Genomic DNA, 11,652 nt, shown 5'->3' with positions numbered 1-11,652 from the left:
CTACCGGAGCCAGGTCCATGAGCAACGCCACCCCCGATAGCGACTACCCTCTGAGCGAGGTCCCCAGCGGCGCCCGCAAGGGGCTGTTCTCCACCGCCATCCTGCTGTTCGGTTTCACCTTCTTCACCGCCACCATGTTCGCCGGCGGCAAGATCGGCATGGCCTTCGACTTCACCACCCTGCTCTGGGCAGCGGTAATCGGCAACCTGCTGCTGGGCCTGTACGCGGCCGCACTGGGTTTCATCGCCTGCCGCAGCGGCTTGAACTCGGTGCTGATGGGGCGTTTCTGCTTCGGCGAAGTGGGCAGCAAGCTGTCCGACATGCTTCTGGGTTTCACCCAGATCGGCTGGTACGCCTGGGGCACGGCGACCGTCGCCATCGTCCTGGTGAAGATCCTCGGCCTGCCGGAGGGCCTGACCATCCCGCTGATGGTGCTGTTCGGCTTCGGTTTCTGCCTCACCGCCTTCGTCGGCTACAAGGGCCTGGACCTGCTCTCGCGCGTCGCCGTGCCGGCCATGCTGGTACTGCTGGTGGCGTCGCTGTGGATCGCCACCCGTGACGTCGGCGGCCTCGCCGGGCTGCTGGCAGTGGAGCCGTCCGAAAGCATGAGCCTGAGCGTGGCCATCACCCTGGTGTTCGGCACCTTCGTCAGCGGCGCCACCCAGGCGACCAACTGGACCCGTTTCGCCCGGAGCGGCCGCGTCGCGGTGCTGGCCAGCCTGCTCGGCTTCTTCATCGGCAATGGCCTGATGATCGTCGCCGGTGCCTACGGTGCCATCGTCTACCAGCAACCGGACGTGGTCGAGGTGCTGGTGCTGCAGGGTCTGTCCATGGCCGCCGTGATCATGCTGTTTCTCAACCTGTGGACCACCCAGGACAACACCATCTACAACTTCGCCGCCGCCGGCTGCAACCTGCTGCGCACCGGCAAGCGCAAGACCGTGACCCTGGCCGGTGCCGGCATCGGCACGCTGCTGGCCATCGGCGGCATGTACGAACTGCTGATCCCCTTCCTGATCCTGCTCGGCTCGATCATCCCGCCGATTGGCGGCGTGATCATGGCCGACTACTTCTACGCTCACCGCGCACGCTACCCGAAACTGGCCGACGCCCGCCTGCCGGCCTTCAACTGGGTCGGCCTCGGCGCCTACCTGATCGGTGCGCTGAGCGCCTACTTCTCGCCCTGGGTCGCGCCACTGGTCGGCATCGCGGTGGCGGCGCTGGCCTATGTCGCACTGTTCGAGCTGAACAAGGCACTGGCGGGCCGTCAGCAGGTCGCCGGCGCGTGAGCCTGACCGTCGCCGACGTACTCGCCCTGCCGGATCTGGCCAGCATGCGCCTGCGTGCAGGCCAGGCCGGACGCGACAATGCCGTGCGCTGGCCCTACGTGGCCGAGAACGAGGGCATTGCCGACTGGGTGATGGGCGGCGAACTGATCTTCGTCACCGGCATCAACCATCCGCGCGACGAAGCCAACCTGCTGCGTCTGGTGCGCGAGGGCCACGAGCGCATCGTCGCCGGCATGGTCATCCTCACCGGCGCCGAATACATCCAGGTGATCCCGCCCAGCGTGATCGCAGAGGCCGAGCGCCTGGGCCTGCCGCTGATCGAGCAGCCCTATGCCCTGAAGATGGTGGTGGTCACCCAGGCCATCGGCACCGCGCTGGTCCATGCGCAGCAACTGGGCCGCTCGCGCCAGCACGTGCTGGAGCAGGTGCTCGATGGCGACTACCAGTCGCTGGACCTGCTCCTGCAGCGCGGCGACAGCCTCGGCCTGGCGCTGCACGTGCCGCGTCAGGTGGCGCTGCTGCGCCTCGACGGCAGCGAGCAGCTGTTCGGCGACCTGGCCGGCGAAGACGCCGAGCGCCAGCTGCAGAGCCGCCAGCAACTGCTGCAACGACGCCTGGAGCAGAGCCTGGGCGAGCGTGGCGAGGCGCTGCCACTGGTCAGCCAGGGCCGGCACTGGATCGCCCTGCTGCCCTGCCCCACGCCACAGGATGAAGCGCGCAACCGCCAGGTGATGACCGCACTGCTCGACGAGCTGCGCCCGCAACTCGGCCCGCTGCGGCTGTTTCTCGGCCTCGGCAGCGCCGGCTGCGACGCCCCGCGCTTCGCCCAGGGCCTGGGTGAGGCGCGCCAGGCACTGGCCGTGGCGCAGCGTTTCCCGGAGCGCCTGGGGCTGTGCAGTTTCAACGAGCTGGGCGTGCTGGAGCTGCTGGGCGCGATCCGCGATCGCAGCCTGCTCGACCGCTTCGTCGAGCGCGTGCTCGGCCCGCTGATCGGCGACGACTCGCGCCACCAGCCGGTGCTGATGCCGACGCTGGAGGCCTGGTTCGCCGAGAACGGCAACCTGGCCCTGGCCGCGCAGCGCCTGAACGTCCACCGCAATACCCTGAGCTACCGTCTACAGCGCATCGAAGCGCTGACCGGCTGCTCCTTCGATACCCCGCACGACCGCCTGAACATCAGCGTCGCGCTGCTGATCCGGCGCCTGTCGTCGCCTGCCTGAGAGGAACCCAGCATGATCATCCACAACGCCCGCCTGCGTGGCCGCGACGGCCTGTACCGCATCACCCTGAACGGCGCCGAGATCGCCGCCATCGACATCCAGACCGCCAGTGCCACCCCGGCGGCGGACGACCTCGACGCGGCCGGCAACCTGGTAGTGCCGCCATTCGTCGAACCGCACATCCACCTCGACGCCACGCTGACCGCCGGCGAGCCGGCCTGGAACATGAGCGGCACGCTGTTCGAAGGCATCGAGCGCTGGGCCGAGCGCAAGGCACTGGTGACCCATGAAGACACCAAGACCCGCGCCAAGAAGACCATCGACATGCTGGTCGACCACGGCATCCAGCACGTACGCACCCACGTCGACGTCACCGACCCGACCCTGGCGGCGCTCAAGGCCATGCTCGAAGTGCGCGAGGAAACCCGCCACCTGATCGACCTGCAGATCGTCGCCTTCCCCCAGGAAGGCATCGAGTCCTACGCGAACGGTCGCGCCCTGATGGAGCAGGCCATCGAACTGGGCGCCGACGTGGTCGGCGGCATCCCGCACTTCGAGAACACCCGCGACCAGGGCGTGTCGTCGATCAAGTTCCTCATGGAGCTGGCCGAACGCAGCGGCTGCCTGGTGGACGTGCACTGCGACGAGACCGACGACCCGCAGTCGCGCTTTCTCGAGGTGCTGGCCGAGGAAGCCCGCGTGCGTGGCATGGGCGCGCGCGTCACCGCCAGCCACACCACGGCCATGGGTTCCTACGACAATGCCTATTGCTCCAAGCTGTTCCGCCTGCTGAAGATGAGCGGCATCAGCTTCGTCTCCTGCCCCACCGAGAGCATCCACCTGCAAGGCCGCTTCGACACCTACCCGAAACGCCGTGGCCTGACCCGCGTGGCCGAGATCGACCGCGCCGGGATGAACGTCTGCTTCGGCCAGGACTCCATCGTCGACCCCTGGTACCCGCTGGGCAACGGCAACATCCTGCGCATCCTCGAGGCCGGCCTGCATATCTGCCACATGCTCGGCTACGACGACCTCAAGCGCAGCCTGGACCTGATCACCGACAACTCGGCGCGCGCGCTGAACCTGGGCGAACGCTACGGCCTGGAAATCGGCCGCCCGGCCAACCTGCTGATTCTCTCGGCACCGGACGACTACGAGATGGTGCGCAGCCAGGGCCACGCACTGGTGTCGGTGCGCCACGGCAAGGTGCTGATGCGGCGTACCCCGGCCAGCATCGAACGCAGTTGATCACGTTCCTTGGCACGTAGGGTGGATGACGCCCCATCCATCCACCAGCGCATCACCCCGTAGCCGGGCGTTGCGCAAAGCGACACCCAGGCGCCAGGAACAGCGCCCAGGCGGTGGACACGCTTCACGTTGTCCGCCCTACGCACCTCGCCGTAGGGTGGATGACGCTCTATCCATCCACCAGCGCATCACCCCGTAGCCGACCGTCGAGCGAAGCGACACCCAGGCGACAACAACCACGCCCAGACGGTGGACAAGCTTCGCGTTGTCCACCCTACGCACCTCGCCGTAGGGTGGATGACGCTTTATCCATCCACCAGCGCATCAGCCCATAACCGGCCGTCGGGCGAAGCGATACCCAGGCGACAACAACCGCGCCCAAGCGGTGGACAAGCTTCGCGTTGTCCACCCTACGCACCTCGCCGTAGGGTGGATGACGCTCCATCCATCCACCAGCGCATCACCCCGTAGCCGGCCGTCGAACGAAGCGATACCCAGGCGACAACGACCACGCCCAGACGGTGGACAAGCTTCGCGTTGTCCACCCTGCGGACCCAGGCACGCAACAGCGGTACCGTGGGAGGGGCTTCAGCCGCGACACCCCATGAAGAGCTCGCGGCTGAAGCCGCTCCTACAATTGCGAGAGCGCCCTACTCCACCCGTACGCTGGCGGTCATGCCGGCACTCAGGGCGATGTCTTCGGGCAGGCTGGTCAGCTTGATGCGCACCGGAATGCGCTGCGCCAGGCGCACCCAGTTGAAGGTCGGTTCGACATCCGCCAGCAGTTGCCCATCCGGGCTGGCGTTGCGGTCGGTGATGCCACGGCTGATGCTCTCCACCTCACCGCGAATCTCGTCCGTGCCGCCCATCAGCCAGACCTCGACCGGCGCGCCGACCTGGATGCGCGGCAGCTTGGTTTCCTCGAAATAGGCCTGCACGTAGAACGACCGGGTGTCGACCAGGGCCATCACCGCCTGCCCGGCCTTGACGTAGTTGCCCTGCGCCAGCACCAGGTTGGTCACCTGGCCATCGCGTGGTGCACGCACTTCGCTGCGCGCCAGGTTCAGCTCGGCGATACGCAGGTCGGCCTGCGCCTCGCGGTACTCGCCACGCGCCATCTCGGCGCTGATCTTGGCGTTGTCCAGCAGTTCGGCGCTGATCGCCTTGGCGCCCAGACGCGAGCGGCGCAACGCCTCGTGCTCACGCAGGCTGAGCTGCTGGCGGCGGATGTCCACCACGGCCTGGGCCTTCTCCACCGCAGCCTGGTAGCGATCGCGGTCGATGGTCATCAGCAGGTCGCCGGCCTTGACCTGCTGGTTGTCGCGCACCTTGAGTTCGAGCACCCAGCCGGACACGTCCGGGGCGATGGTCACCACATCCGCGCGCACCCGGGCGTCACGCGTCCAGGGCGAATACATGTAGTGCTGCCAGATCCACGAGCCGGCGAAGATCGCCGCCGCCACCATGGCCAGGGTGATACCGACACGAATGGTCGAATGCATGCTTCTCTCCTCAACGCGCCAGGACGGCCATCACGGCCGCCAGGACGCAGACATATAGGGCACAGTCGAACAGGGCCTCGTGCCAGATCCAGCGCGTCAGCCCGATGCGCTGCAAGCCGAGGCGCAACGCGCCGGTCAGCAGCAGCGCCAATACCGCGTAGATCGCCATGGGGCTCAGCAACACGCCGCCCAGCGACCACTCATGCAAGCCCATGGGCTTCTCCTCTCAGGTGACACCACTGGCGCCAGCCGTTCTGCAATTGCGACAGGGCGGCATCGGCCAGGCGCCGTTCGATGCTCGGCGCCAGGGCAGCCAGCGCCTGGCGCAGCTCGGTCGCGGGCGCATCCAGCGCATCCCGACGGCCCGGCGTCGGGCCCCGCTCCAGCACCTCGTCCAGCTGCTGCAGGAAACGCTGTTGCGCCTGCGTCAGGTCGGCGTCGACATGCGCCAGGCAGGTGCGCAGGTGCAGCAGCTCGTCACCCAGATCGAGCCCGGCGACACCATCGTCCCAGCGGCTGCGCGCACGGTCCGGTCGTGCCGGGTAGTGCCGCGCCAGCTGCAACAGGCGATCGGCCATGCGCCCGCCGAACCAGTTCTCCGCACGCCCCAGGTCACGCCGGGTCAGGCGGCCGAGATCGAGCAGGATGGCCTGCATCAGGCGCCGGCCATGCCACACCGGGTCACGCAGGCCGATCAGCTTGAAGGCCAGCACCGCACAGCCCACGCCCAGCAGCATGCCGGGGGCCTCGTTGAGGAAGTAGGCCACGTCATAGCCGACACCGGCCGGCGGCAGGCAGAGCACGATCAGGTGCAGGCAGAACGAGGTCGAGGTCGCCGCCAGCGCTGGCTTGGCCATGCCCAGGACGCCGAAGAACAGTGGCACCCCGAGCGCCAGGGCGAGCATGGGGAAACCGTCGATCTGCGGCATCAGGATCTGCCCGACGAAGAACGCCACCGGCAGCGCATAGAAAATGCCGCGCAGGAACATCATGCCAATTGCCGGTGCCGCCTCCAGCCGAGCGAACAGGCTGCAGACCACCGCGCCGAGCAGCATTGCACCGATCGCGTGGGTCCAGCCGGTGGCCATCCAGAATGCGGCCAGCGCCAGAAAGGTCAGGCCGCTGCGCGCGCCATAGACCAGCGCCGTCTGCCAGTCGTAGTGCCAGGACAGCGCTCGCGGCGCATCCTCCGGTGCCTGGCCCTGCTCCACCGCCTGCAGCGCGCGACGAGCCTCAGCGACGCGCAGCAGGAGAACGGCCAGGCGCTCCAGGCACAGCTGCTGGGTGGCGCTCAGGGTCTCGTCCAGCGCCGCCTCGCGCAGGCGAGCGAGCAGTTCGGAGAGTTCCCCGGGCTGTGCCTGCAACTGCGCCTGCACCTCCTGCAGCCAGGGCACTACCCGCTGCGCCTCGTCGGCACCGAGCTGTCGCCATTGCCGAGCCACGCCACGGGCCAGGCGCAGCATGCCGAGCAGGTCGCGACTGAGTACGCGCAGGGCGATGGCCCGCTGGCGCCCCCGCTCGCCCTCGAACCAGGCATGTTCGCGCTGGGCGTCCACGGCGACGATACGCGCCAGCACTTCCAGCAGGCCCTGGCGCGAGTCGCCCTCCTCCCCGGCCAGGGCCTGGCACACGGCCTTGACGCCGGCCAGCCAGGTGTCGCGCGCCTGCTGTACCAGCTGCCGCTCGACCCGCTGCGGCCAGAGCAGGGCGCTGCTCAGCGTGGCGCAGACCAGCCCCAGGCAGATCTCGGTGGAGCGGGCGATGGCTTCGTCGAAGATCACATGGGGCTTGCCGATGGCCGGCAGGCCGATGATCGCCACCGTGTAGCCGGCCAGGACGAAGGAGTAGGCCCAGGCGCTGCGCAGCATGGTCGAAACGGCGGTACAGAGCGCCAGCCACAGGGCGAAGGCGAGCAGGAACAGCCAGGGTGTCTGGGCGAACAGGGCCATCATCACCACGGCCATGAAGGTGCCGACCATGGTGCCGAGCAACCGCGCCAGGCCCTTCTGCACCACCATGCCGGACAGCGGCTGGGCGACGATGAAGGCCGTCATCAGCGCCCATTGCGGCTGTTCGAGGCCGAGCCGCAGCGCGAGCCATAGCGCCAGCCCGCCGCCAAGCAATGTCTTGACGGCGAACTGAACAGCCTGGGCACTGGGCGCCAGGAAAGCCTGCAGGGAATCTCGCATGGACAGGGATTCGGAACGTGACGATTTGAAGATAGACGACGGCTCGAGCGAGCAGCCAAACAAAGCCAATTATTAGCTAGCTATCTAATTTCGTCCAGCCCCCCCTGCCCAACTTTCCCTGCCAGGAGACCGTCAACCGGAATGACAGGCAAAAAAATGGGCGACCGAAGTCGCCCGAATTGCCTTGCGTGCCCAGTTGACCGGAAGGATCAGCTCTGCTTGCGCTTGTGAGCATCCTTCCAGATGAAGTAACCAACACCCCCGAAGAACGCGACCATCAGAAGAACGGTGCCGACTCCGGCGAGAACCACTGTATCGACGAACATGGCTGCCTCCTGTTGTGCCTGTCTGTCTGGGATGGCTTCACGTTATCAGCGCCAGCCCCGGCACCATTGATCTGGATCAATGCTCGCCACCCCCTCGCCAGGCGGTTGCCCGGGAAACTGATCCAGGTCAACGAAACCACCCCAACGCAGCGCGCCAGTGCCCCTTGCAGAGGGCCGGCGCCCCGCTCGTCGACATCGCGGCTGGCGCTTGCACAAAAATTAATTGAGTGTTTAATTAATAATTTTCCAGGACCTTCCAGCCATGCCCCGCCCACGCACTCCAGGTCGTCCCAGCGGTGAAGCGCAGCAGCGCGAACGCCTGCTCGACGCTGCCTGCCAACGCTTCGCCCAGCAGGGCATCCAGGCCAGCAGCCTGCGCGGCATCGCCGAGGCCGCGCAGGTGACACCGGCACTCATCCACTACTACTTCGGCAACAAGCCCAAGCTGACCCAAGCAGTGATCGATGAGCGCCTGATGCCCGAGTTCGAGCGCCTCGCCGGATGCCTGGAGCAAGCCGGCGATACCCCGCTGGAACAGGTCCGCACGCTGGTCACCGAACTGGCGGCCATCGTGGCGAAACATCCCTGGCTCCCGCAGCTGTGGGCGCGGGAAGTGCTCACCGAAGGGGGCGCCCTGCGCAGCCTGCTGACCCAGCGCATCGCTCCCTTGCTGCCGCTGCGCCTGGCCCAGCGTTTCGCTGCGGCGCAGCAACGCGGCGAGCTGCACGACGGCATCGACCCTCGCCTGCTGGTGGTCTCGCTGATCGGCGCCACCATGCTGCCCTACGCCGCCGCTCCGCTCTGGCGCGGCATCTTCGCCAGCGCCGAGATCGCCGACCAGAGGATGGTCGAGCACACCCTGGCGCTGTTCGCCCATGGACTGGAGGTACCTGATGGCCATTGATCGACGACTGCTCTGCCTGCTGCTCGTGCTGCCATTGACCGCCTGCAACGAACCGGCGCAGCAACCGCTGCTGGGCACCCTGGAGTGGGACCGCATCGGCCTGCCTGCCGAGGTCTCGGAGCGCGTGCTGGAGTGGAAGGTCAGCGAAGGCGAGCAGGTCGTGTCCGGCCAGTTGCTGCTGGAGCTCGACCCGCGCCGGCTGGACGCCCGCGTCCGTCAGGCCGAGGCCGAGCTGAACCAGGCCAACGCCCGTCTGGAAGAGCTGAGCAACGGCGCACGTATCGAACAGATCCAGGCCGCCAGCGCCAGCCTCCAGCAGGCCAGGGCCGAACGTGACGAAGCCGTGCGCGACGAACGCCGCATCAGCGCCCTGTATGCCCGTGGCCAGGTGGCCGTGGCCGAGCGTGACCGCGCCCGCGCCACCCGCGACCGCCTGGTGGCCGCCAGCGAGGCCAGCGCCGCCCGCCTGCGCGAACTGACCAACGGCACCCGCCCGGAGCAGGTCGAACAGGCCAGCGCCGCCGTCGAAGCCGCCACCGCGCAGTTGGAGCGGCTGCGCCTGGACCGCGAGCACCTGAGCCTGCACGCGCCGCGCGCCGGTCGTGTCGACGCCCTGCCGTTCCACCCCGGCGATCAGCCACCGATGAACGCGGAACTGGTCAGCCTGCTGGTCGGCGAGGCGCCCTATGCGCGCCTGTTCGTACCCGCCTCGGTACGCCCGACGCTGGCCGTCGGCGCTACCCTGCGGGTCCGGGTCGAAGGTCATGAACGACCGCTGCAGGCACGCATCCGCAGCATCGCCAGCGAAGCCAGCTTCACCCCCTACTACGCCCTCAACGGTGATGACGCCAGCCGCCTGACCTACCGCGCCGAAGCCGTGCTGCTGGGTGACGAAGCCCGCGATCTGCCAGCCGGCCTGCCGCTGCAGGCGGAGCGAAGCGACGATGAGTGAGACGGTGATCCGCGCCAGCGGCCTGAGCAAGCGCTTCGGCGATCTGACCGCCGTCGACGGCCTCGACCTACGCGTCGAACGCGCCGAGGTGTTCGGCTTCCTCGGTCCCAACGGCTGCGGCAAGTCGACCACCATCCGCATGCTCTGTGGTCTGCTGCTGCCCAGCGCGGGAGAGATCGAGGTGCTGGGCTACCGGATTCCGCAGGATGCCGAAGCGCTCAAGCGACGCATCGGCTACATGACGCAGAAATTCTCGCTGTACGAGGACCTGACGGTGGCCGAGAACCTCGACTTTCTCGCCAGCATCCAGGGCCTGGGGCGGGCGCAGGCACGCAGACGGGTCGCGGAACTGCTCGAGCGCTACTGGCTGGGCGACCTGCGTGACCGCCTGTCCGGCACCCTCAGCGGCGGCCAGAAACAGCGCCTGGCCCTGGCCGGCGCCGTGCTGCACGAGCCCGACCTGCTGCTGCTCGACGAACCGACCAGCGCCGTCGACCCGCAGTCGCGCCGGGAATTCTGGGACTCGCTGTTCGAGCTGGCCGAAGCCGGCACGACCCTACTGGTCTCGACCCATTACATGGACGAGGCCGAACGCTGCACGCGCCTGGGCATACTCGACAGCGGGCGACTGGTCGCCGACGGCAGCCCCGCCGAGCTGATGGCGCGCCTGCCCGGACAACCGCTGCTGGTGGAATGCGCCCAGCCGCGCCAGGCGCAACGGGCGCTGCAAGGCCTGCCGGCGATCTATGCCAGCGCGCAGATCGGCGCCTCGCTGCGTCTGCTCAGCGCCACCGACGATGCCCGCGAGCAGGTCGAACGGCGTCTGGCCGAGGCTGGCGTGCAGGCACGGGTCCGCGCGACCGAAGCGAATCTGGAGGATGTCTTCGTCGCCGTGACGCGCCGCCCCGACATTCAGGGAGCAAAGCCATGAACCTGCGTCGACTGGCTGCCATCGTGCTCAAGGAACTGCGCCAACTGCGCCGCGACCGCCTGACCTTCGCCATGATCGTCGGCATCCCCGTCATGCAGCTGGTGCTGTTCGGCTATGCCATCAATCTCGACGTGCGCGGCCTGCCCAGCGCCGTGCTCGATCAGGCCAACACGGCCCACTCGCGCGAAGTGGTGGCCGAGATCGGCGCGAGCCAGGTGCTCGACCTGCGCTACCGGCTGTCGAGCGAACAGCAACTGCAGACGCTGTTGCGGCAGGGCGAGATCAGCGCCGCGCTGGTCATCCCCGCCGATTTCGAGACGCGCCTGGCCCGCCCCAACCCCGAGCGCACGCCCCTGCAACTGGTGGTCGACGGCTCCGACCAGGTGGTCCAGGCCTCGGCGCGGCAACTGGCGAGCTACCCGCTACCCGGTTGGCACGCCACGCCGTCGATGACAGTGGTGAACTTCTACAACCCCGAACGCCTGGCGCCCCTGAACACCGTGCCCGGCCTGATCGGCGTGATCCTGACCATGACCATGGTGCTGTTCACCGCCATCGCCCTGGTGCGCGAGCGCGAACGCGGCAACATGGAGATGCTCATCACCACGCCGGTCTCGCCCTGGGAGCTGACGCTGGGCAAGGTGCTGCCGTTCGTCGGCATCGGCCTGGTGCAGGTGACGGTCGTCCTGCTGGTCGGCTGGCAACTCTTCGCCGTGCCGGTGCGCGGCTCGCTGCTGGCGCTGTACGCGGCGTCACTGCTGTTCATCTTCGCCAGCCTGACCCTTGGCGTCTTCATCTCGACGCTGGCGCGCAGTCAGTTCCAGGCGATGCAGATGGCCTTCTTCACCTTCCTGCCGCAGATATTGCTGTCCGGTTTCATGTTTCCCTTCGCCGGGATGCCCAAGGCCGCGCAGTGGCTGGCCGAGGTGCTGCCGCTGACGCATTTCCTGCGCCTGGCGCGCGGCATCATGCTGCGCAACGCGACCCTGGCCGAACTCTGGGTGGAGGTGCTGGCACTGAGCGTCTTCACCCTGGCGATGCTGGTGATCGCGGTATCCCGCGTGCGCAAGCGCCTGGACTGAGCAGGCTGG

11 protein-coding genes are annotated in these 11,652 nt (G+C 67.9%); 7 read left to right on the top strand and 4 right to left on the bottom strand.

Annotated features, from left to right (window positions below; all coding sequences use genetic code 11):
• Positions 1-17 precede the first annotated feature (17 nt).
• The 3 genes from codB to codA are packed head-to-tail and all read left to right on the top strand — an operon-like array spanning position 18 to position 3,757.
• Positions 18-1,289 (top strand): cytosine permease, encoded by a 1,272-nt coding sequence (codB, locus tag FIV02_RS07595; protein ID WP_150608770.1) that lies wholly within the window; start codon positions 18-20, stop codon positions 1,287-1,289.
• Positions 1,286-2,509 carry a PucR family transcriptional regulator gene (locus FIV02_RS07590; protein WP_152488266.1) on the top strand — a complete coding sequence of 408 codons (1,224 nt, stop codon included), beginning with the start codon at positions 1,286-1,288 and terminating at the stop codon, positions 2,507-2,509. Before codB ends, FIV02_RS07590 begins: the two co-directional genes overlap by 4 nt.
• 12 nt (positions 2,510-2,521) lie before the next feature.
• Positions 2,522-3,757, top strand: a complete 1,236-nt coding sequence (gene codA, locus FIV02_RS07585) for a cytosine deaminase (protein ID WP_134676297.1) — start codon at positions 2,522-2,524, stop codon at positions 3,755-3,757.
• A 650-nt stretch (positions 3,758-4,407) separates the two neighbouring features.
• On the opposite strand, the gene FIV02_RS07580 is transcribed toward codA, so the two are convergent.
• From FIV02_RS07580 to ccoM, 4 genes are all read right to left on the bottom strand, one after another.
• On the bottom strand, positions 4,408-5,259 hold the full coding sequence (locus tag FIV02_RS07580; protein WP_152488265.1) for an HlyD family secretion protein: 852 nt from the start codon (positions 5,257-5,259) through the stop codon (positions 4,408-4,410).
• A 10-nt stretch (positions 5,260-5,269) separates the two neighbouring features.
• The gene (locus tag FIV02_RS07575; RefSeq protein ID WP_152488264.1) at positions 5,270-5,473 is read right to left on the bottom strand and encodes a DUF1656 domain-containing protein; all 204 of its coding nucleotides are present in this window, start codon (positions 5,471-5,473) and stop codon (positions 5,270-5,272) included.
• Complete coding sequence (locus FIV02_RS07570; RefSeq protein ID WP_152488263.1) at positions 5,460-7,448, bottom strand: FUSC family protein; 1,989 nt, start codon at positions 7,446-7,448, stop codon at positions 5,460-5,462. The genes FIV02_RS07575 and FIV02_RS07570 overlap by 14 nt, the downstream gene beginning before the upstream one ends.
• A gap of 209 nt (positions 7,449-7,657) precedes the next feature.
• Positions 7,658-7,774: a cytochrome c oxidase subunit CcoM gene (ccoM, locus tag FIV02_RS25100; protein WP_017361612.1), complete on the bottom strand. Its 117-nt coding sequence runs from the start codon at positions 7,772-7,774 to the stop codon at positions 7,658-7,660.
• Between the two features lie 262 nt (positions 7,775-8,036).
• On the opposite strand from ccoM, the gene FIV02_RS07565 reads away from it, so the two are divergent.
• Genes FIV02_RS07565 through FIV02_RS07550 form a run of 4 tightly spaced genes read left to right on the top strand, consistent with a single transcriptional unit; the run spans position 8,037 to position 11,643 of the window.
• On the top strand, positions 8,037-8,678 hold the full coding sequence (locus tag FIV02_RS07565; protein WP_152488262.1) for a TetR/AcrR family transcriptional regulator: 642 nt from the start codon (positions 8,037-8,039) through the stop codon (positions 8,676-8,678).
• Positions 8,668-9,630 (top strand): HlyD family secretion protein, encoded by a 963-nt coding sequence (locus FIV02_RS07560; protein ID WP_152488261.1) that lies wholly within the window; start codon positions 8,668-8,670, stop codon positions 9,628-9,630. Before FIV02_RS07565 ends, FIV02_RS07560 begins: the two co-directional genes overlap by 11 nt.
• Positions 9,623-10,561 carry an ABC transporter ATP-binding protein gene (locus FIV02_RS07555; protein WP_218571703.1) on the top strand — a complete coding sequence of 313 codons (939 nt, stop codon included), beginning with the start codon at positions 9,623-9,625 and terminating at the stop codon, positions 10,559-10,561. Before FIV02_RS07560 ends, FIV02_RS07555 begins: the two co-directional genes overlap by 8 nt.
• Positions 10,558-11,643 carry an ABC transporter permease gene (locus FIV02_RS07550; protein WP_152488260.1) on the top strand — a complete coding sequence of 362 codons (1,086 nt, stop codon included), beginning with the start codon at positions 10,558-10,560 and terminating at the stop codon, positions 11,641-11,643. Before FIV02_RS07555 ends, FIV02_RS07550 begins: the two co-directional genes overlap by 4 nt.
• The last annotated feature ends 9 nt before the right edge of the window (positions 11,644-11,652 follow it).

Origin of the sequence: Pseudomonas sp. THAF187a (genome assembly GCF_009363395.1) — a bacterium.
Lineage (GTDB): Bacteria > Pseudomonadota > Gammaproteobacteria > Pseudomonadales > Pseudomonadaceae > Aquipseudomonas > Aquipseudomonas khazarica.
Note: the sequence above shows the minus strand (reverse complement) of the source record. Positions and strands in the feature narration are given on the sequence as shown.